Source organism: Thalassobacillus devorans MSP14 (assembly GCF_000496835.1).
GTDB lineage: Bacteria > Bacillota > Bacilli > Bacillales > Halobacillaceae > Thalassobacillus > Thalassobacillus devorans_B.
In genome coordinates, this window is the sequence record NZ_KI543237.1 from 605,942 (window position 1) to 628,089 (window position 22,148).

16 protein-coding genes are annotated in these 22,148 nt (G+C 41.2%); 5 read left to right on the forward strand and 11 right to left on the reverse strand.

The annotated features are described in order from the left end of the window. The first annotated feature begins 112 nt into the window (after positions 1-112). Positions 113-1,657, forward strand: coding sequence for a phosphodiester glycosidase family protein (locus tag P855_RS20995; RefSeq protein WP_051353219.1), 1,545 nt, complete (start codon positions 113-115; stop codon positions 1,655-1,657). Positions 1,658-1,789: 132 nt separating this feature from the next. Here P855_RS20995 and P855_RS0113265 read toward each other — a convergent pair whose 3' ends face one another. Continuing rightward, positions 1,790-3,883 carry a M28 family peptidase gene (locus tag P855_RS0113265; protein ID WP_028784021.1) on the reverse strand — a complete coding sequence of 698 codons (2,094 nt, stop codon included), beginning with the start codon at positions 3,881-3,883 and terminating at the stop codon, positions 1,790-1,792. Positions 3,884-4,081: 198 nt separating this feature from the next. Here P855_RS0113265 and P855_RS21000 point away from each other — a divergent pair, with 198 nt between their 5' ends. Genes P855_RS21000 through P855_RS0113280 form a run of 3 tightly spaced genes read left to right on the forward strand, consistent with a single transcriptional unit; the run spans position 4,082 to position 7,087 of the window. After that, positions 4,082-4,510, forward strand: coding sequence for a MarR family winged helix-turn-helix transcriptional regulator (locus P855_RS21000; RefSeq protein WP_051353220.1), 429 nt, complete (start codon positions 4,082-4,084; stop codon positions 4,508-4,510). Positions 4,511-4,531: 21 nt separating this feature from the next. Next, a complete protein-coding gene (locus P855_RS0113275) occupies positions 4,532-5,941 on the forward strand; it encodes a sodium:solute symporter family protein (protein ID WP_028784022.1) in 1,410 nt (469 codons plus the stop codon). 15 nt (positions 5,942-5,956) lie between these two features. Continuing rightward, on the forward strand, positions 5,957-7,087 hold the full coding sequence (locus tag P855_RS0113280; protein ID WP_028784023.1) for a M24 family metallopeptidase: 1,131 nt from the start codon (positions 5,957-5,959) through the stop codon (positions 7,085-7,087). 202 nt (positions 7,088-7,289) lie between these two features. On the opposite strand, the gene P855_RS0113285 is transcribed toward P855_RS0113280, so the two are convergent. The 6 genes from P855_RS0113285 to gabT form a co-directional block, all read right to left on the reverse strand. Next, entirely contained in the window at positions 7,290-7,544 is a 255-nt protein-coding gene (locus tag P855_RS0113285; RefSeq protein WP_051353221.1) for a hypothetical protein, read from the reverse strand. 235 nt (positions 7,545-7,779) lie between these two features. Next, a complete protein-coding gene (locus P855_RS0113290; protein WP_028784025.1) occupies positions 7,780-8,103 on the reverse strand; it encodes a DUF3870 domain-containing protein in 324 nt (107 codons plus the stop codon). A 44-nt stretch (positions 8,104-8,147) separates the two neighbouring features. Next, positions 8,148-8,441: an SAV0927 family protein gene (locus tag P855_RS0113295; protein WP_028784026.1), complete on the reverse strand. Its 294-nt coding sequence runs from the start codon at positions 8,439-8,441 to the stop codon at positions 8,148-8,150. 17 nt (positions 8,442-8,458) lie between these two features. Next, entirely contained in the window at positions 8,459-9,742 is a 1,284-nt protein-coding gene (locus tag P855_RS0113300; protein WP_051353222.1) for a Glu/Leu/Phe/Val family dehydrogenase, read from the reverse strand. Between the two features lie 409 nt (positions 9,743-10,151). Then, a complete protein-coding gene (locus P855_RS0113305) occupies positions 10,152-11,603 on the reverse strand; it encodes an aldehyde dehydrogenase family protein (protein ID WP_152526241.1) in 1,452 nt (483 codons plus the stop codon). Positions 11,604-11,626: 23 nt separating this feature from the next. Then, on the reverse strand, positions 11,627-12,961 hold the full coding sequence (gene gabT / locus P855_RS0113310; protein ID WP_028784029.1) for a 4-aminobutyrate--2-oxoglutarate transaminase: 1,335 nt from the start codon (positions 12,959-12,961) through the stop codon (positions 11,627-11,629). A gap of 187 nt (positions 12,962-13,148) precedes the next feature. Here gabT and P855_RS0113315 point away from each other — a divergent pair, with 187 nt between their 5' ends. Further along, positions 13,149-14,552, forward strand: coding sequence for a PLP-dependent aminotransferase family protein (locus tag P855_RS0113315; protein ID WP_028784030.1), 1,404 nt, complete (start codon positions 13,149-13,151; stop codon positions 14,550-14,552). Positions 14,553-14,719: 167 nt separating this feature from the next. Here the strand turns inward: P855_RS0113315 and P855_RS0113320 are convergent, their stop codons facing one another. The 4 genes from P855_RS0113320 to P855_RS0113335 form a co-directional block, all read right to left on the reverse strand. After that, positions 14,720-16,702, reverse strand: coding sequence for a hydantoinase B/oxoprolinase family protein (locus P855_RS0113320; RefSeq protein WP_235062649.1), 1,983 nt, complete (start codon positions 16,700-16,702; stop codon positions 14,720-14,722). 17 nt (positions 16,703-16,719) lie between these two features. Beyond that, positions 16,720-18,747, reverse strand: coding sequence for a hydantoinase/oxoprolinase family protein (locus P855_RS0113325; protein ID WP_028784032.1), 2,028 nt, complete (start codon positions 18,745-18,747; stop codon positions 16,720-16,722). 707 nt (positions 18,748-19,454) lie between these two features. Continuing rightward, complete coding sequence (locus tag P855_RS0113330; RefSeq protein WP_028784033.1) at positions 19,455-20,885, reverse strand: YfcC family protein; 1,431 nt, start codon at positions 20,883-20,885, stop codon at positions 19,455-19,457. A 71-nt stretch (positions 20,886-20,956) separates the two neighbouring features. Next, positions 20,957-22,132, reverse strand: coding sequence for an amidohydrolase (locus P855_RS0113335; protein WP_028784034.1), 1,176 nt, complete (start codon positions 22,130-22,132; stop codon positions 20,957-20,959). Positions 22,133-22,148 lie beyond the last annotated feature (16 nt).

Here is a 22,148-nt window from a genome sequence, read left to right on the forward strand (position 1 = left end):
TCTAATTTTGATGGTTCTTAATTCCTTTTTCCTTCTTTTCTATAGGATTATTGCAATTGAATATATAAGTAACATTCGAAGACTACTAATCTATAGAAAAGGAGTAGATGGAATGAGCAATAACAGGCTAGTCGGCACTTCTTTGAGGATTATCACGTTAAGTTTATGGATGTTACTTGGGGGTTTTTCCGTAAATACTGCATCAGCCTATATGGAACTGGATCTTGGCAATGCAGGGCTGGAAGAAACCCGTGAAACAGAGGAAATTGCTCCTGGTGTTAACTACACCCACTTTGAACGTGGCCATACTTCTGATGTATACACGGTTCAGATCGCCCTGATGGAAACAAAGAATGAAAGCAAGGATCTAGTCAAACGCTTAAAAGCAGACGGTTATAAGGCTTATGTCACTAAGATTAAAGATAATAAATACAACGATATTGAAACACATCACATCGCTTATCTTGTACGCGTCGGAGAGTTTGAAGACATTGGTTCAGCGCAGGAGTTAGAAGCAGAACTGGAAAAAGACGGTTACACGAGTGCCAGCACACTTTTTACTGCCTTTGACGGAACACGGACAGATGGTCCATGGGCAGTCAATATTCTGGAAGTTGATCCGGATGTTTTTGATGGGACCGTCACTTCCGCCCTCGCCCAAGGAAAGGTGCAGGGAAAAGAGCGGGTAACCGAGATATCTGAGCGGACCGGAGCCCTTGCAGCAATCAATGGCGGATACTTTGTCGTCGGTTCCCGTGACGGGACACCGGGAGACCTGGCCGGCGCTTCTGTCATTAATGGCGAACTGGTCAGTGAATCTGTCAGCGACCGCACCAGTCTGGTTTTTTCCGACTCGGGGGCAGATATCGCGGAAGTGGAAACGGAACTGATGGTTGAGGCTTCCGATGGAGCTTCCATCCCCCTGGATGGCATCAACCGGAAACCTGGGTTAATCCGTAGCTGTGGCGGTACCGGAGATGATGTACCGACAGAAGCACCGCGCCATGATGTCACCTGCACCGATGACAGCGAGCTGATTTTATTCAAGCCGATATTTGGCGATGAAACACCGGCAGGTGAAGGCCTGGAAGTTGTTTTAGATTCGGATGGCGAGATTTGGGAAGTCAGAAACCAAGGCGGACACATCCCGGTAGATGGTGCGGTACTTGCTGCTACTGGCTCACACGCCGATTGGCTTAGGCAACATGCACAACCAGGAGCCAAGCTGAATGTGGAGGAGAGTTTATTGGTAGATGGAGAAGAGTCGGCGGGTGAAGCCATAAATAGTATTGTAAATGGCGGCCCACGCCTGATTGAAAACGGAGAATTGGCGATTTCTGCCGCTGATGAGGGTTTCTATTGGAGTACTGACTTCCTGTATAACTTTGCTATCAAGCGACACCCTAGGACGCTTGCAGGTATCAAGGAAAACGGCAACCTGTTGTTTGTTACTGTAGACGGTCGTGCCGACAACAGCATCGGCGTGAACTTCCTGGAAAGCGCAAAGCTGATGAAGAGTCTCGGTGCAGTTGTAGCTATGAATCTCGATGGCGGCGGCTCATCGACTATGGCTGTCGGCGGTGAACTGGTTAATCAGCCTTCCGATGCTTCCGGCGAAAGACCCGTCGGTGACGCGATTGTTATCTTGCCAGAATAACCTTTTTAACCATACCCCAGGTCCTCCAGAAATTGGAGGACCTGGGGTGTTAACTTGTCTACCCCGGAGCCCTCCAAATCATGGAAAATTAAAAGGTGTCCATTGGTTAGATGGACACCTACGTATCTTACTTTAATTCATCGCTTTTTCTACTGTATCAGTTGTCTTCTGGAGCGAGGTTTCAAGTCTGTCAATAGCTTGCTGCAATGCCTCTCGGTCACCAGCTTCAATGGCTTCTGCAAGGGCTGGAAGTGGCAGAGCTGCATAGCCGGTTGTCATTCCTGGAGCCCAAATCTGATGCTTATACCAGGAACGGCCCGGTAACCCCTTCTCATTCATTAGATCACGCTCTTGTTTTAACATAGCCGTATTCATGTTTTTCAACAGGCGTTTTTCTGGTCCCTGAATTCCGTCAGAAATCATCTCTTCGGCTTTTAATTCCAATGCAGTTGCAGCAAATTGCCATTCTCTGGCCTGTTCTTTGAGGTTAGCCAGGTTAACGTCATTATTTTGTTCCAGTTCTTCTAGAAGTTGAACGACTTCTTGCGCATAATCGGAATACTTAAACGGCAATAGGTCAGCATTAGCAAGCCGAAGAGCAGCAAGGCCTACCAGTTTTGCTCCTGCTTCATGATGTTGATAGCCAGGATCTGCAAAGCGCTGCATTGCATCTGAATTATCGTAAAAGCTGTGATACAAACCGCCTGGAGAGCTAAAGCCCATCCCTAAAGAAGGAACACCAATATGCTGCAGGAACGCAGTATAATCAGAGCCGCTTCCCAACTGTCCTAATTCCGGTTCTTTATTACCAGACCGCTGATACCAATCTTCATAAATAGAGGTCCCCGTTCTAGGTTCCTCGACTTCTTTCGTAACGTCATAAATCAATTCATTTAATGACGGTACCGAGGAAGCTCCAAAATACTTCCCTCCCAAACCGTCCATATTCAGATAAGCTACTGCATTTTTCGTTAAATCTTTCCGTTCTTCTTCCACCCATTCGGTAGAACCAAGCAATCCATATTCTTCACCATCCCAACCGGCAATTACAATGGTCCGATCCGGCCTCCATCCTTCCTGGTATAACTCACCAAGCGAACGGGCGATTTCCATTGCTGAAGCCCAACCTGAGGTATTATCACTGGTCCCATACACCCAAGTGTCCCGGTGAGCCCCAATGACAATTTTTTCTTTCGGATGTTTTTTACCCTTAATTTCCACAATCACATCATTTACCGGTTCATTCTGATACTCAATGTCCAATGATAGTTTTACTTTAGTCGGACCTGGACCTATTTTGTAGTCAATAGGAAGCCCGCCTTGCCAGGATTCAGGGGCTGTCTCCCCTTCCATTGCTGCTAAGAGCGGCTCGGCCTCTCCATAAGAAATAGGGGTGGTCGGAATCGACGGTAGTGAGTCCGCTTCTGAAGGATCGATACGTTTAGTCCCTTTTTTCGAAGCCTCACCCGGGGTCAAAGGATCTCCTGGATAGTTGAAAATATAAAGGACACTCCCACGTTGAATACCATCCTCTGGAAGCCAGGGCCCTTCCGGATAAACTTCTCCATGCACGTAGTCTTCAGGGTCGGAATATAACAAGACACCTGCTGCACCCCGTTGTTCCGCCTGGGAAGGTTTCACACCGCGGAAGTTAGCGCCGTATCGAGCAATGACTATTTTACCTTTAACCGATATTCCTCGCTTCTCCAATTCTTCGAAATCTTCCGGTCTACCATAGTTTGCGTAGACGATTTCAGCCTCGATTTCACCTGCAGCTGAATACGCATTATAGCCAGTTACAACTTCATCCGCATACGGAGTGCCTTCCGGAATATCTTCTATTACACTAATTTCCCGATTTTCCGGTGCTGTCTGGCTGACAGAAATACTGTCAGGTTTGGACATATATACATCGTAGGATTTCACTTTGGGTTTTAAGCCGGCTGACTCTAGCTGTTGAAGAGCATAGTTGAGGGAAGCATCATTTCCTGCTGTGGCTACTCTGGAGGGGCGTGAACTCATAGATTCAGAGTATTCCTGAATGGAAGTCGAATTAACAGTTTCAAGATAATTTTCTTCGTATTCTTGCTGCCAGGAAGATTTCTCTGGTGAAAAACCTTGAACAGCAGAATCCGCTGCAACACTTTCGGGTAATCCTGTTGGAATTAATAGAGTTAGAGAAAGGACACCTGTGGTAAGCCAACGTCGTTTTTTATTACGCTTCATTCCATCAATCACTCCTTTTTATTTGTTACTGTTTATACTAGCAAATGAAACATCCCCATAATATGGTAGATTGGTAACTTTCATGTAGTATATTGTCATTATTTTGAAACTAAGGAAATTAGGTACTAGGTAATAGTTGACAAAAGCAACTACATTCATGTATAAATAAGTCAAAATAGTTAGAAAATGGTGAAAATTTTGTATGAGGAAATAAGAAAGTTCAACCGGTTTTATACACGAGTATTGGGATTAATCAATCAGTACACCGAAGAAAGTCCATATACACTTCTGGAAGCTCAAATTCTTTATGAAATATATACTAGGGAAGGATGTGTAGCTCATGAAATAGGTAACCGTTTCTCAATAGATAAAGGGTACCTTAGTAGAATTATTAATAAGCTTACAAAGGAAGGCCTTATCTTTAAAAAACCCGCTGACCATGATAAAAGAAAGAGTATCTTACTGATTACTCCTAAAGGGATGACCCAATTAAATGAACTGATCGAATCTTCCAATTACTATGTTCAAAGAATGCTAGAAGGTATTCCTGATCAGGAACAGGAAAGACTAATCGAAGCCATGCAGGTGATTCAAGATATTTTTAACACCTACAAGAAGGAAAAATAATTATGTAGAGGAGGAGGAACCATGAGTAATATCTACATAACAGTAGTCGTTCTTTATTTGGTATTAATGATTCTGATGGGAGTTTATTATGCCAAAAGAGAAGTAAAGACAAGTGAAGATTTCATGGTAGCTGGCAGGAGATTACCAAGAATTATTATGATTGGTACGTTGTTAGCCACTTGGGTTGGCTCCGGTACGGTGGTTGGGGGTGCCAGCTTCATTTACCAATACGGACCTCTAGCATCTATTATTTATTTTGCCGGGGCTCCTATAGGGATTTTCATCTTATATTTTATTGCTGATAAGGCACGGGCACTAAGTAAATATACGGTTCCCGAGATGCTCGAAGTAAAATTCGGGAAACATACCCGAACAATTGCTGCAATATTTATTCTTCTGGCGTATGTTGGGATCACCTCTTACCAGTTTATTGGCGGGGGATATGTGTTGAATATCACTACCGGCATTTCTGTAGAGATGGGCACATTGATTACCGCGGCACTTGTTATTTTTTTAGCAACTACTGGTGGTATGTTTTCTGTCGCATATACGGATTTCTTAAGCTCTTTCCTTATCGTGATTGGTTTTATTATTGGCATTCCATTCGCTTTATCCGCAGCCGGTGGAGTGGATGGGTTAACGACTGGACTTTCAGAAGCTCAACTGTCCTGGACCGGAGGGTTAACTGTTACCCAGTTAATCGGGTTTTTCCTTCCTACTTTCCTTTTAATTTTAGGTGACCAAAACATGTACCAACGTTTTTCATCCGCTAAAACCCCAGCTGTTGCAAAAAAGTCAACCGTCGGCTTCTTCTTTGGTGACTTACTCATCGTAGGGTTAGCCATTACATTAGCTACTTGTTCGATTGTTTTATTTCCTAATATCCCCGCTGATACCGCCATCATCGAATTGGCTGCAAGTGGATTACCGATCGGTATCGGTTCGCTCATTCTTGCAGCATCTGTCGCTTTCATTATCACCACAGGAAACTCTTACTTATTATCTTCAGCCGGAAACCTCGTATATGACTTAATCCAAGGATTTCGTAAAAAGAAGATCCCCGAGAATAAGCTCCTTGGATTGAATCGTTATATTGTCATTTTGTTAGGAGCCTTTGCTTATATTATTGGACAATTCTTCCCCACCGTTTTAGCCATCCAAATGTATTCTTACACCATGTATGGGGCAGCCATAACACCAACCATCTTAGCTAGTTTTCTATGGAAAAGAGCAACAACTCCAGGTGTTTTAACTTCGATCATCACAGGCGGAGTCGCCACCTTATTTTGGGAAATGGCCCTGCAAAGACCCATGGGCTGGAATAGTGTGTTAATCTCATTGCCATTATCTGTAGCTGCTTTGATTGTAGTGAGCCTGCTTACCAAACCAAAACAACTGGAAGCTCAATCTTCTAAAGTTGTTAATGACTAAATGGAGGTAGATAATATGAATATCGACAAACGTATTTTAGAGTTAAGAAACCACCTGGAACAAGAGGGAATGAATGCCGCGATAATTACGTTACCTGATCATCAGTATTACTTAACAGGATTCAAGGCACTTATTTACTCCAGACCGATATACTTGGTTGTTGATTTCAAAAAAAGCACTCTGATTGTTCCAGGGTTGGAAGAACTGCATGCGGTTCAAGAAGCGCAGGTTGATGAAGTAAAGGTTTATTATGAACACCCGCTGGAAGAACAAACCAATCATATGAACCTGGTAAAAGAAGTTTTATCTCGTTATTCGTCGGGATCAAAAATTGGCATGGATTTCGCCAGTGCACCAACGAGTTTATCTCAATTCACCGCTGACTTAGGTTATTCATTATCAGATATTAGTCAACAACTGGTTCGTATGCGCTACATTAAGAGTGAAGAAGAAATTGATATGATGAAAAAGGCCGGGCAATTAGTGAACCTTGGAGTGCAAACATCCATCGAAGCCTGTAGAGCGGGGATAAGTGAATTACAAATGGACGCTGAAGGAAACAAGGCCATCTATCAGGCAGCATCCCAGGAACATCCGGATGCAACTTTAGAACTCATTGTTATGTCACCTTCTGGAAAAGTAAGGACAACTTTACCTCACATTTTCTCCAACACCAGGCAAGTGAAAAATGGTGAAAGCATCATACACAGTCGTCAAGTCGCACTAAATGGTTATCGAGCAGAACTGGAACGAACCATTTTTGTAGGACACCCCTCCGAAGAACAAAGAAAACTCTTCGACCTGGCTACTGAGGCTCAACTAAAAGCTTTGGAATTCATACGTCCAGGTGTGAAGGCAAGCGAAGTCGATCAAGTCGCCAGAGATATGATTCAAAAAGCTGGTGTAGACCAATATGCCGTTCATCGAGTCGGCCATGGGTTAGGGATTTCTGCACATGAAGAGCCCTATATCCGTTTTGACAATGACCTTGTATTGGAAGAAGGAATGGTGTTCTGTATCGAGCCCGGAATTTATATTCCGGAGTTAGGCGGTTTTAGACATTCGGACACTGTGGTGCTAAGGAAAAATGGCGCAGAACAAATTACATCCTATCCTAAGACGTTAAATGAGCTTGTGTTACAATAGAATTTTTGTTCAGTTGGAAAAATGTTATCAGGTTGTAATCTATTGTCTTCTTAAGCCAGAACCCCACAAACGTATCATCAACGTTTGTGGGGTTTCTTGTATCTCCTTTTAAGTCCCTATCTAAACATAATATTAAAACATGGATTTCACTTTTTTCAGAATAACAACATCATATAATCTATAGAATCTATTAAATTTAAGTCTAACCTTTTAAAAAAAGTAAAACGTCCCCTCTTATTACTTCGTCCCCACTTGCTACATTCAGGCTATCAATTAAACTGCTTACCCCAGTTGCCAGATACTCCAGGGTACCTTTATCATTAATGATCGCTAATAAATGCTGTCCTTCTATAATCATTTCTCCCTCTTTAACCCTTATTTCTTCTACCTTGCCATAAATCGGACTTGTTACAATTTCTTCTTTCCCCCATTTATGGGGGATTATTTCATGGATCATTATTCAGCGCTCCCTTTAATTTCCAAAATTTACTATCAGAAAATTAATAAGACAAAATTTCTAATTTCATAAGATCCACTTGTCTATTTTCTATCTATTCCTTCCTGGTTAGGTTCTTTCATGGAAGATTTTCTTTCTTTATTTTTAACCTGACACAATTTACATTCTTCACAACTTGGAGTATCACAAATAATCTTCCCCTCCTTATTTAACTTTTCTTTCAGTATAAAGACTACTACTGTTCTTCTTTAATTTGTTTATAATGGAGATAAAGATCCTTACACGCAGCAGCAAGAGCATTGGTAGCTTTACCCCTATAGTATTTATGAATATCTTCTATGGATCCTTCAATACCATCCTTTAAGCTGACTCCTTTTAGTAACGAGCCCATAAAATCCCGTCCATGTGTTGTGGCTAATGTGCAAGAAGCTTCTAAAATCACTCCGTATTTTTTATCCACTTCAGCTGTAATTGTTAAAGTTTCAAATACACTCTTTGCAGCCATGCCTTGCGGTAGCTTGGAATGTCCAGCAAGGAACATAATTTTAGAGTTAATCATTCCTCTCCCCTCCTATTTGCAACTTCATATTACATGTGTCATGATTAATAATCTTCCAATGAGGGATGCATAGGTTGTAAAATTGACCTAAAAAAGCCCTTTAAAATATCTATATCTTCTAGATACACCCCCAATTTTTCAGACCAGTACGTCTCATCATTAATATCTTCCTTAGACATTAATAACAGCACTTGATTTTGCAAGGAAAATACCAGACTTTTCCCCAAAAACTGTCTTGAACGAACCACACCGATATCATAGCGCCTGTCGTTAGAAACAATGCCTGTATACCTCACCTCTTGTTCTTCTACTTCTTCAAATAAATATTCCAGTTCCATTTACTCAGCCTCCCTATTCAATCGATCCATCCTCTAAAACGCGCAGCTTCTGCAATCTTTTTAACGCCAACTATATACGCTGCGGCTTTCATATCTACTCTGTAGCGTTTACTAGTTTCATATACATTCTTAAAACTGCCTTGGATTTTTTCTTTTAACCTCTGATCAACAAGTTCTTCATCCCAGTAATACCCTTGATTATTTTGACACCACTCAAAATAGGAAACGATTACACCCCCGGCATTAGCTACTACATCTGGTACAATCAGGGTACCTTTCTTTTGTAGAATCTTGGAGGCTTCTCTTGTGACTGGCCCATTAGCTGCTTCAATAATGATATCTGCATGCAGACGATTTACATTTTCTATTGTGATCTGTCCACCTATGGCGGCAGGAATTAGTACATCACATTCTTTTTCCAGTAACTCTTTGTTTGTGATTGTATTTCGATAAAGGTTACTGATCGTACCAAAAGAATCTCTCTTTCCCATTAAATAAGGAATATCAATCCCTCTTTCATCATAAATAGCCCCCAGAACATCAGAAACGCCAATTATTTTAGCCCCTTGTTCATATAAAAAGTTTGCTAAATAACTCCCCACATTTCCAAACCCTTGAATGATAATTTTCATCTGATCTACTGGAATGTTCTTTAGTTCACTCACTAATTGCAGTGTATAAAGGACTCCTTTTGCAGTTGCAGTTTCTCTGCCATATGAACCACCTAAGACAATTGGTTTACCGGTAATAAAACCGGGAGAATCAAACTCGCGAATGCGGCTGTATTCGTCCATCATCCACGCCATCACTTGTGAATTCGTGTACATATCAGGAGCAGGAATATCCTTTGTAGGGCCAACTACTTGACTAATTGCTCTTACATACCCTCTACTTAACCGTTCTAATTCTTCAAAGCTTAATTCCCGGGGATTACAAACCACACCTCCTTTACCTCCCCCATAAGGTAAGTCATTAATTCCGCATTTCAAGCTCATCCACCCAGATAATGCCTTCACTTCGTCAGGAGTAACTTCTGGATGAAAACGAATCCCTCCCTTAGTAGGGCCTATAACATCATTGTGTTGGGAGCGATACCCTGTGAATATCTTTATATCTCCGTTATCCATTCGGACGGGAATTTGCACACTCAAAAAACGAACTGGTTCCTTTAATAGTTCATATGCGGACTGTGTATAATTCAATTTACTTACGGATTCTCTTAAAATTTGTTGAAACTCTTCTAACGGACTCAAGGGAGTATTTGCATGACTTGTACGAACTTCCTGTTTAACACTAATCATATTCACACCATCTCCTTTTGGCATTTCCCATATTTTGATTGGTATTGGATGGAATTTTCCAGACAATACACATATAGCTGAACGTCTTCAGTAAACAAAAAGCCAGTTGCACCTGCCACCTTTTCGGCAATTAGGTACAACTGGCGATAATCTAGATTATTCTCCGTGTTAAACGAAGTATTTAGATTTACTCAGTCAACATATAGTTTTACTGAACTGTTTAATCATGATCACTGCTCCTGAAAGGGGTTATCTATCTGGAAGTGAATGATTAAAGATTCTTTAGTTAACGCTTTACTTTTTTGTCTTTATTAAGCATACAACACGATTGACACCCTTAAAAGTTACAGTTTTAAATTATTTGACAGGGTCAGCTTTAAAAAACGTGTTCAAAGTAGTATATCTGTTTCTATAGGTTATTAGAAATTGAAATTGTTTTAAATGCGGTGAAAAATTCTTTGGCAGCTTGTCCCTGCTCCCGGGTCCCGGAACTTGACTCCTTCATTCCGCCAAATGGTGCTTGAGGTTCTGCTCCTCCTGTTTCTCCATTAATTTGTACCATTCCAGCTTCACTGTTTTTTATAAAGTGAAAGGTTGTTTCTAAATTATTAGTAAACAGGGAAGCACTTAATCCATACTTAGTGTCATTTGCTTGTTTTAACGCTTCTTCATAACTATTTACTCTTATTAAAGACAAGACAGGACCAAATATTTCTTCCTGTGCAATAGTCATGCTATTCGTTACTTGATCAAATAGGGTGGGTTCAATAAAGCAACCACGTTCATATGGATCGTTTTCTAACAGGTTTCCTCCGTGTAAAAGGTTAGCTCCCTCTGAAACCCCTTTATCAATATAGTTCTTTACCGTTTCCAATTGTTTGCTGGACGCTAAAGGACCCATATCCACATTATCTTCCATTCCATTACCGATTTTAATTTTTTTAAAGTGATTTAATAGCTGGGATTTAAATTCTTCATAAATGGATTCATGGATAAACGCCCTGCTAGTAGCTGTACAACGTTGCCCTGTTTGCTTCATCGCTCCATCAAATACGAGCCTGGCCGCCAATTCCAAATCAGCGTCTTCCAGTACAATTGCTGGATTTTTACCTCCGAGCTCCAGCTGATACTTTTTGTTCAAACCAGCTGCTTTTTCAGCGATAGTCCGTCCTACTTTATTTGAACCTGTAAATGTTATGGCTGAGGTATCCGGATCTGTAACGATAGCGTCACCTACAGAAGGACCTCCATGTACCACGTTAATAACACCTTTGGGTAACCCTGCTTGTTCAAAGCACTGAACTATTCTGGTAGCTGCAATGCTGGTCAATTCCGACGGCTTCCAAACAATGGTATTTCCGTATATTAATGCAGGTGCTATTTTCCATATCGGAATAGCTACTGGAAAATTCCATGGAGATATTACACCCACCACACCTAGAGGAACACGTATGCTATATAGGGTATTATTTGGATTTATCGATGGAAGCATTTCACCAACATCACGCATTCCCTCTTGGGCATAATAGCGTAGAATGGTTACACTCCTGAGGACCTCGCCTTTTGTTTCAGCTAATCTTTTTCCCATCTCTTTGGTGCACGTTTCTGCTATATCATCGCAATTTTTTTCAAGCACATTTGCAACTTCTTGTAGAAACGATCCCCTTTCAACTGGTGATGAATTTTTCCACTTTCCAAACGCTGTCTTGGCACTTTTTACAGCCTCTCTGACTTGGATCTCTGTTGCAATATCCACTTCGCCCAATTTTTGCTGTTTGTTTGCCGGGTTATTTACACTGAAGTTTTTCCCCGAGCCTGAATGAACCCATTGTCCATTGATGAAATTTTTATATCGCTGCATCGTGAATCTAACTCCTTTACTAATCATCTATCCTTCAAGTATATTTCAAATGCTTCTTCTAAAATGGAAAATCCTTTTTCTAATAATTCGTTATCAATATTAACCGGAGGTAAGAATCTTAGAACATTGCCATAAATCCCCGCACTCAAGATAAACAATCCGTGTTGCCAGCAATATTTGACAATCTTTCCCGGTAGTTCACTCTCAGGTTCTTTCGTTTGTCTATCTTTCACTAATTCCATTGCACACATCGGACCGAGCCCCCGCACTTCTCCGATCACCTTATATTTTTCTTTCATTTGAATAAATTTCGTTTGCATTTTCTCGCCCAACTCTTCACTTTTGCTCACCAATCGTTCTTCTTCGATTACATCTAATACTGCTAGAGCTGCTGCACAGGAGAACGGACTTCCTCCAAGCGTTCCTCCCAGCTGACCTGCTTCTGGAGCATCCATGATTTCAGCTCTGCCGGTTACTGCACTCAAGGGCATTCCAGCAGCCAATGATTTTGACATGGTTATTAAGTCTGGAGCGATATCAAAATGTTCCATGGCAAATAACTTACCTGTTCTGCAAAAACCTGTTTGAATTTCATCAGCAATGAATAATATATTATTTTCCTCGCAAATCTTTTTAATTCCCCGAACAAAATACTTAGATGGCAGGATAAAGCCGCCTTCCCCTTGCACGGGTTCCATTATAACTGCTCCTATCTCATCCACAGAGGCCTCTGAAAGGAAGAAATCTTTAAATCTATCAAGCATAATGTCGTCTATTTCTCTAGTATCAAGATTACTTTCTGAACGATAGTAATAAGGATATGGCAATTTATACGTGGAATTCGCGAATGGTCCAAAGCCATATTTAAAAGGTTTTACCTTACTTGTTAACGACATGGTTAGTAGGGTTCGCCCATGGTATCCACGATTAAATGAAATAACACCTGGTTTTCCTGTAAATTTACGTGCGATCTTTATTGCATTTTCAACTGCTTCTGCGCCACTGTTCAGAAATAAGGTCTTCTTTTCAAATGAACCTGGCGTTAAATCGTTTAGTCGCTCAGCTAACTCAACGTAATCCTCATAGGGGGCGACGTGAAAACATGTATGAATAAACTTGGAAGATTGTTCATTTATCGCTGCAATCACTTTTGGGTGAGAGTGGCCGATATTTTGGACCCCGATTCCCCCGGCAAAATCGATATAATCATTTCCATCAACATCCGTTACTGTGGCCCCTTCCGCTTTATTTACATAGACTTCTGTCACATGGTAAGGCCCTCTTGGAACCGCCTTATTTCTTCGCTCATGTAATGACATAGATTTTGTCCCCGGTATTTTACTCGTTTCTTGTTTCATTTTCGGCATTTGTATTCCTCCCCTATTCGTCAAAAATTCCATTTTCAAAAGCAAAATGACATTTTAAATATTAGAATATTGCAAATGTTATTAATCTTGTTATATTATAGACTAAATAACTTTTGACCCTTAGAAAAGTGACAGTTTATAAAAAATCGACAAGGTCAGATTATGAGGTGAGTATAAATTGTTAGAAATAACACCGCTTTTAGAAGAAAGATCGGGTACCTCTTTGTATATTCAGCTTTATGAATATTTGAAAGATGAAATTAAGTCAGGCAACATACCTGCAGAAACCCGTTTACCTTCCATCCGTAAGTTGTCTACTTATCTGAACCTAAGTAAAAATACTGTAGAAAAAGCTTATGACCAATTAGTCAGTGAAGGGTATTTGGAGAGCAGGCCAAGAAGCGGTATATATGTATTGGAATTAGAAAAAGAAGTAATTGCTCTTAAACCAAAACCAGTGTTACAACCTCAATCTAAAAAAAAGAAACCAGAAATCAAGTATGATTTTCGATTTGGTAACATCGATACCGGTCATTTTCCTTTTTCTACATGGAGAAAATTGACAAATCAATGCTTATATCCCGACCAAAAAGAACTTTTTTCATATGGTGACCACCAAGGTGAGTATGAATTACGCAAGGAAATTAAAGAATATCTTTACTACTCCCGCGGAGTAGTGTGTGTTCCAGAGCAAATTATAATCGGCGCTGGAATTCAACAGTCATTAAGCTTACTTTTTCAAATCATGCAGTTTTTCAATCAAACAGTAGCAGTTGAAGACCCAGGATATGATGGTGCGAAATCTATATTCATGAACCACGGCTGTACCATTGACCCCATTCCTTTAGATTCAGAAGGGATCAATATTGAAAGTTTATATCAAAGTCAAGCAAAAGTTGTATATGTAACACCTTCTCACCAATTTCCTTATGGGATGATCATGCCCTATAACAAGAGAGTGCAACTATTAAGATGGGCGGAAGAGAATAATGCACTGATTATAGAAGATGATTATGATAGTGAATTCCGTTATGCTGGAAAGCCCATCCCATCACTGCAAGGATTAGGTAAAACTAATAAGGTAATCTACCTTGGTACATTTTCAAAGTCACTTATTCCCTCTCTACGTATTAGTTACATGGTTTTACCTACATTTTTAATGGAGAAATATGAACAACACTTCCAATCCTATCAACAGCCAGTTTCACGTATACACCAAAAAACGCTGCATTCATTTATGAAAGAAGGCTACTGGGAGCGTCATATCCGTAAGATGCGAACTACTTATCAAAAAAAACAGCATACATTGATTTCTGTTATAAGAGAGCGTTTTAAAAATAATGTTGAAATCATCGGGAATGGAGCGGGGTTACATATCTTACTGCGAGTTTATACCAATCACACAGAAGAAGAGCTATTAGACATAGCTGAGAGGAATAAAGTGAAAGTCTACCCCATATCAAAATTTTGGACCCGTAAGAATGTAAGTGGATTTCCTATCATTCAAATCGGGTTTGGTGGCTTAAGCGAAAAAGAAATTTTAAAAGGGATTAAAATTCTTGAGAGAGCCTGGTTTGGTTAAATCTATATGAAAGTATCAAAATTACAAATGTTCTGAGACATACGCTTATTAATTTTAGAGAAATATTGAATTTTCACGGTTAATAAAAATCACCCCACTGATCGACTGTTACTAGAACAGTCGATCAGTGGGGTGAAACACTTTTCCATTAATCATGAAAACATTCGTTAACTCCAATAGGCAAATGACCTTTTCTGCATGGTATCCCGAAATTGTTTCGTAGATTCAAGTAATACTTTATTGGTCTTATAGTTCATTACTACACCATAACGGCGAATAACATCCAGTTTGTCAATTTCTCCTTTATTAAACAGTTGTTCCACGTATTTCGGCTCCTCTTCCAGCCATTGTTTACGGTTATTTCGTATGAACTCCCTGGATAATTCAGTGGCTTCATAATCGATTTCGAACTGGTCCAGATTTTTGTCTACTTCCTCAATGATAACTCCATAATCCTTTTCAGCCCTTTCAACTGACACATACTCGTCCATGACATCTTCTAAAACAGCTTCAGGATTCCTTTCGAGTGGATCACCTAGTCCGCCACCGCCAGCAGAAGGACGGATGAAAGAGTCTCCGCTCTTTACCTTAACATTAGAAAATATAGCACCCAAAAACTCCTCATTTTCTTTTCCTGGATTCAACCATGCACCATGAGGATAAGAAGGCAGCCCCCCCTTGATACCCCACGTGACGGAACGAGAGCGATCACAGCAGTAGGACATCACGGTATTATTTAACTCCGTCAGGGTGCCGCCTTTTTCTACTCCACAACCACCTCGATATTTTCCTGGTCCGCCTGAATCGGTGATTATTTCATGTTTAGTGGTAAGGACTGGTGAGAGTCTTTCCTGACCTTCACAAGGTTGTACACTTAATCCCACTCCAAAGACAGGGGACAATGCATTTACCCCATCCCTATCACTTCGGCCACCATGCCCTCCTGCCATCCAGTCATACCACATGAAATAGTTATCCTGCCCGTGTCTTGAATCATTACCTCCTATCAGAAGGTATTCCAGGTTAAACGAACATGCGATAGCTCGCTCCGGCATGATAGTGGACCATAACTCAAAGCAGGCATTCATTATTTTCTCATACGCTCCTGAACAAAACCCGGTAACCGCTATTGGCTCAGGTGCATTGACTACTGAGTTTTCCGGTAATTCCACTTTCACAACTTCATAAAAGCCGGAATTCAATGGTATTTCAGGGAAGAAAGTTTTTGTACCTGCGTAGGCAGCTGATAAGGAAGCACCAAACCCTGAGTTTAGAAAGCAACCAATATAAGGATGAGATCCATTCAGATCATATAGAATTTCCTCATCCGTTATTGTCATTTTAACTTTAATCGGAATCAATCCGTCTCCTATTTCCGGATCCATATCAATATAGTCCACTGTTTCCCATGTGCCATTTGGAAGTGATTTCACTTTTGCTTTTGCTAGGCGCTCTACATACCTTTGCACTTCATCAAAAGCTACCAGCATAGTTTCTAACCCATACTTCTCTACTAAATCTATTAACTGACGTTCTCCCGTCTTCGCAGCTTCTACTTGAGCCCTTAAATCCCCTACTCTTTCCTCCGGGATTCGCATATTCGATACGATTAAGCTCACTACATCTTCCAGATATTCACCCTTGCTATAAATTCGGACAGGAGGGATCCTCACTCCTTCACCAAAATGGTCTTTCGCATTCACGTCAAAGGACCCAGGAGTAGACCCTCCCATATCCGCCCAATGGCCATTTGTTTGCATGAAAGATATCAGCTGCCCATTGTAAAAAACTGGGAGTAGTACACGCGTATCGTTGAAATGGGTACCGCCACGATAAGGATCGTTCACTAAAAACACATCACCAGGATGTATATCACCCTTAAAGTCTTCTAGCACCGCTTTTGCTGTCAAGTGTAAAGTCCCTACGTGTACGGAAATATCCTGTGTCCCCTGCATGATCGTATTACCTTCCGCATCACACATGGCACAGCTAAAATCACGATTATAGATGACAAAAGAGTAACATGTACGCAGAATCTGTTCAGCCATCTGATCCACCAGGTTAATAAAACCATTTTTTAAAACCTCAAAGGTAACCGGATCCAAACGTTCATCAAATTTTGGTTTAGTAAGTTCTGTGCTATTATTCACCATCATCCACCTCTCGTTTAATTATTAGTGTTAATAATTAAGTTTTTGTATACATCCACTTTGGCCGAAAAAGCCGGTGGTATAACCGTAGTTGTGTCAAGCTGATCGACAATGGCCGGTCCTTCTATTTCAGACAAAACAGGAATTTTTGCTCTATCATATACAGGTGTCTCTACGTACTCCCCGTCAAAATAAACGTTCCTCGTTTGCTTAATAGCATCTGTAATATTTCCTATCGGCTCAAACGTTTGGAATGCCGGTTTAGGTACAGTTCCGATGGCTGTTACTCGTAAACCGTATATTTCTATCGATTGATTTTCATCAGAAAATGCAAATTCTCTTTCATGCTCCTCGTGGAAGCTTTTTATCGTTGCTTCTAAAGATTGAATTGGGCGTCCAACAGAAACAGCCAGAGAACGCCATTGTCCCATATATCTCATCTCTATATAACGCATGAGTGTAGAATCCACTTCTGAAACGCCTTCTTCTTCTAATAAATCTCTTGCTTCTGTATCCATACTGATGAATGCTTCTTCTAATTCTTCAATGGTTACGCTTTCAACATTCCTTACAAAAGTTTTCGATATGTCGTGACGTACATCAACCAAGAGACATCCCATAGCAGCTGCAACTCCTGGATGAGGTGGAACTATAACTGTCGGTATCCCCATTTCTTTTGCCACATAAGCTCCTTGAACCGGACCTGCTCCTCCCATTGTCACTAGGGCAAAATCACGCGGGTCATACCCTCTACGTACGGAAATCAATCGTAAGGCGTCGCACATATTGGCATTAGCTACTTGGAGGATGGCATCAGCAGATTCTTCTTTAGTGTACCCAAAATGCTGGCCGACCTTATCTACTACATCATCAGCTTTTTCTTTATCAAGTATCATTTTTCCATCCAACAGTTCTGTACCTAACCTGCCTAATACAAGGTTGGCATCTGAATTAGTAGGTTCTGTACCACCTCTTTGATAGCAGGCAGGTCCGGGCACAGCGCCGGCGCTCCTAGGTCCGTTCCGTAAAGAACCGCCTTCATCGATCCAGGCTAAACTTCCGCCTCCGGCACCGATGGTAATTATCTCTATACTTGGAAAGCCAATTGGATATCCATATTCAATATACCAATCTTTCGTTATCCTTAAATCTCCATCATGCATCAAGGAGATATCTGTGCTTGTACCACCCATATCCAGACCGATAGCATTATCGAACCCACATAATTTAGCAATATGTTTACTGGCAATTGCCCCAGCTGCAATTCCTGAGCTGGCAAGTCTTGCAGCATACCGTGGTACGGTTTCAGAAGTCATAACCCCTCCTCCTGAATGAAGTACAAGTATATCGTCTTTATACCCATGTCCCTCCATTTCACTTTCTAGTACATTGATATATTTTGTTATGGTAGGTCCAAGCACAGCATTGATGATGGTGGTACTCATTCTTTCATGTTCGAATATTTCTGGTAAAACTTCACTTGAAATGCATATATAAGCTTCTGGAAGTTCTTCTTCTAATATTTCTTTTATTTTCGCTTCATTCACACCATTCACATAAGCATTCATTAAACATACAGCAACGGATTCCGTGCCTCTTCTACGCAAAATATTGGCTAATTCTCTTACTTCTTGTTCATTAACTCCATTCAAGATATTTCCTGAATAATCAATTCGTTCATCGACTTCAAACCGATCTCTTCGCTGGATATACGGCTTAGCAACATCATCATAAGCATCCCATAGCTCACGCTTGGTCCCTCTTCTGATTTCAGTGACATCTCGAAAACCTTTAGTAGTAATCAAAGCAGTCTTCGGCAGCTTTCTTTCAATTAATGCGTTTGTCCCTACCGTAGTACCATGAGAGAAAACTTTGATATCTTCTCCATTTATTTCTGCTTTTGCAATCCCATCCAATATGCCTTGCTCTGGATTGGAAGGAGTGGATGCTGTTTTTGTAACTGAGATCTCACCTGTTTGCTCGTTAAATAGAAATACATCTGTAAATGTGCCGCCTACATCAACTGCCAGTCTATATTGCTTCATTTAATCACACCTCTTATGTATAGATTTTAATACTACCTTTCATCAAATATATAACTCTAGTTTCCCGCTGTATTTTTCACCTCCTTTAAAATTCATTCGCAATGAGGGCTTCTAAAAGGTAAATACCTAATTAGATAAAGCTTAACCACTCAAATAATTAACAGAATATTTGTAATGTTTTAATTATTAATATATATAGACTAAACAAATTCTGTCCATTTAAAAAGAGACAGTTTATAAAAAATGAAACAGGTCAGATTTACATAAAAAATAAACTGGAATAACTATCACCCCAGGTCCTCCGGAAATTGGATGTCCCGGGGTGTTGACTGGTATACCCCGGAGCCCTCCAAATTATGGATGATTCAGGGTTATTGTTTCTCTGGCTCTGACAGAATTGTCATAGCTCTTCGATACTGTTGAAAAACTTAGGGATTTTTTAGTGGTAAGGAGAGGATTCAGCGGTTTGAGTGATAAAAAATAAAGCTTTGTAGTTGGTGGTTGCTCGTTTCAACAAGCAGGTGTACGTGGTTGGATATGAGGCAATAAGCATAGAGATAAAATGAGTATCTACTGCTGACTTCTGATTAATAACTCTAAGTAATAATAACGGTCAACATCTTCTAAAAATATATATTGTAAATTTTTGTGTACCCCGGGTCCTCCAGAATATGGAGGACCCGGGGTACACAGACTCACAGACTTACTTAGTTCCAGCCGATCATTTGGGCGATGATTAAAAATACGGTACAGCAGGCTATCCATATACCGAGTATGGGAAGAACAAACTTCACCCATTTCCCCCAGGAAACATACGCGAGCGCTAAGGTAGCCATAAATGGCCCAGCAGTCGGATAAAGGATGTTTGTGAATCCGTCACCGAACTGGAAGGCTAAGACAGCCGTCTGCCGGGTAACTCCGAGCAGGTCAGAGAGTCCGCTCATAATCGGCATGGTTATCATAGCCTGTCCGCTTCCAGATCCGACAAGGAAATTGAATAGACCCTGTACAAGCATCATAGCAACAGCAGTCACTTCTCCGGGAACCATGCCAACTACCTGGGTAATGCCAAAAACAATTGTATCGAGAATATTCCCTTCTTCTAGAATAATTGAAATCGAACGTGCCAACCCGATCAACAACACTCCGAGCAGCATCGTTTTGAATCCTTCATGGAACGTTTCGGCAATTTGGCTGCCATTCATCCCGCAAATCAAGCCAATAACGATTCCAAGGAATGCATACCAGCCGCCAAGCTCGACAAAATACCATTTCCACACCAGCAGTCCATACAGCATGATACCGAATCCTGCAGTCAATACAACTAAACCGATTTTTTGTTTTGCGGTAGATTTATGAGTGATACCCTTATCCTCCGTGAGGAATTCATTATCATAGCCATCATCATAAACATAGCTGTTAGAAGGATCACGCTGAACTTTCCGAGCATAATTCCATACATACCAAATCCCAATTCCCGTTATGATAGTAAAGATAATCATACGGTAAACGGCACCAGAATAAAGTGGAAGTTCGGTGATTTCCTGAGACAGTCCTAACGTTGCAGGCGCGGTAATACCAGTGGAAAAGCCGGCAGTAGCGCTAACTAACACAAGGGCAAGCCCTGTAAAACGGTCGAATCCCATTTTCACAACTAGTGGAACAATGATAGGAACGTAAATCAATATCATTTCTAATGCTCCGGTTATAGTGGTAAATACAGCAATAGGGATCATTAGTAACGGAATGACGAGAATGGTTCTGGATTTCAAGGTGGTTACGATTTTATGCACAACTAACGGAAGAAGACCGGCTTTCTCCAGCACAGCAACCAGTCCACCCATCATCAATCCACCGAAAATAATTTCACCAGCCTGAACCATCCCTGTGGGGATCGCAAAAATGAAATCGAATATACTGAGGTTAACTTCTTCAGTGAATTGGAAAGTGCCAGGGATAAGTATATTGGCACCACTTTCTGTTTGCTGTCTTTCAAACGTGCCACTTGGAATTAAGTAGGTTGCTAAGTAACCAAGCACCATCATCGCAAATAATATTACATAAACATGGGGGAGTTTAAATCTTGATTCCTCTTGCTGCCTGTCATATTCTTTCCATTCCTTTGCGTGTAAGCCCATAACTGCCTCCTTTTATCGAAATATTCGAAATTCAATATGGAAAAATATAAAGGGGAAGGATTTTCCCCTGCTTACGTTAAATATTTAAATACGGCATGTACAAAAATGTTGACCCCATACTTCAAAGCATCTTCATCGATATCAAAATGGGGATGATGATGAGGATGGATAATACCTTTCGCTTCATTCCCTGCTCCAATCGTAAAAAACGCCCCTGGGGTGTCTTTTAAATATCCCGAAAAGTCTTCGGCGCCCATTTTCGGTCTCTGATAGTCGAGGGTAGTCTCCCCATACAATTCCCGCACCGTATCTTCGATTACTTGTAGCACGGTTTCGTCGTTGATGACGGGATCATATCCTTTTACATAATCCAATTCATACGTGGCTCCATGCGCGTCTGTAATTCCTTTAATCACACGCTCCATCAATTCGGGCATTGTTTTCTTATATTTCGGGTCAAATGACCGTACTGTCCCATCGATTTTTACTGCATTAGCAATTACATTCCCCGCTTCTCCTCCAACAAATTTACCGATAGTAAGTACTACCGTGTCCAGCGGATCGGTATTACGGGAAATGATCTGCTGAAGATTGGAGACGACCTGGGAAGCAACCACTATGCTGTCTACGGTTTGGTGCGGCATGCCTCCATGCCCGCCTTTCCCTTGTATCGTCAGCCAGAATCCATCCGTTGATGCCATCATCGGACCAGGGACAATCCCAACTTTGCCGATTTCCAAGTCGGACATCAGATGTGCCCCAATGACAAAATCGACTCCTTCTATAACCCCGGCTTCTACCATTTCGACCGCTCCACCAGGGAAATGTTCTTCTGCGTGCTGGAATAAAAAACGTACTTCCCCGACAATCTCATCCTTCAAGCCTGAAAGAACTTTTGCCGCACCTAGCAGCATCGCCGTATGCCCATCATGGCCGCAGGCATGCATCACACCCGGGTTCTTCGATTTGAATTCATGTGTGGTTTCTTCTTCGATCGGCAGGGCATCCATATCAGCTCGAATTGCTAATGTCTTCCCCGGCTGATCGCCCACCAGACGTGCCATCACACTGGTTTTGGTTGGCCGTGTCACCTCCAGATTGCCGAATGACTGGAGCTTGTCATATACAAATTGCGATGTATTTACTTCCTGAAAGGAAAGCTCAGGGTGCTGATGTAAATGTCTTCTCCATTGGGTGACTTCTTTTAATACACTTTCGACTTCTATTTTAGATGTTAATTTTGCCATTGTTCCTACCTCCTAT

Bases quoted from the DNA above. Each gene is read 5' to 3' on its own strand.
- gabT (WP_028784029.1), bottom strand. From the start codon at position 12,961: ATGAAACAAGAAACGAGTAAAATACCGGGGACAAAATCTATGTCATTA.
- P855_RS20995 (WP_051353219.1), top strand. From the start codon at position 113: ATGAGCAATAACAGGCTAGTCGGCACTTCTTTGAGGATTATCACGTTA.
- P855_RS0113285 (WP_051353221.1), bottom strand. From the start codon at position 7,544: ATGATCCATGAAATAATCCCCCATAAATGGGGGAAAGAAGAAATTGTA.
- P855_RS0113335 (WP_028784034.1), bottom strand. From the start codon at position 22,132: ATGGCAAAATTAACATCTAAAATAGAAGTCGAAAGTGTATTAAAAGAA.
- P855_RS0113295 (WP_028784026.1), bottom strand. From the start codon at position 8,441: ATGGAACTGGAATATTTATTTGAAGAAGTAGAAGAACAAGAGGTGAGG.
- P855_RS0113290 (WP_028784025.1), bottom strand. From the start codon at position 8,103: ATGATTAACTCTAAAATTATGTTCCTTGCTGGACATTCCAAGCTACCG.
- P855_RS0113275 (WP_028784022.1), top strand. From the start codon at position 4,532: ATGAGTAATATCTACATAACAGTAGTCGTTCTTTATTTGGTATTAATG.
- P855_RS0113330 (WP_028784033.1), bottom strand. From the start codon at position 20,885: ATGGGCTTACACGCAAAGGAATGGAAAGAATATGACAGGCAGCAAGAG.
- P855_RS0113265 (WP_028784021.1), bottom strand. From the start codon at position 3,883: ATGAAGCGTAATAAAAAACGACGTTGGCTTACCACAGGTGTCCTTTCT.
- P855_RS0113300 (WP_051353222.1), bottom strand. From the start codon at position 9,742: ATGATTAGTGTTAAACAGGAAGTTCGTACAAGTCATGCAAATACTCCC.
- P855_RS0113325 (WP_028784032.1), bottom strand. From the start codon at position 18,747: ATGAAGCAATATAGACTGGCAGTTGATGTAGGCGGCACATTTACAGAT.
- P855_RS0113305 (WP_152526241.1), bottom strand. From the start codon at position 11,603: ATGCAGCGATATAAAAATTTCATCAATGGACAATGGGTTCATTCAGGC.
- P855_RS0113280 (WP_028784023.1), top strand. From the start codon at position 5,957: ATGAATATCGACAAACGTATTTTAGAGTTAAGAAACCACCTGGAACAA.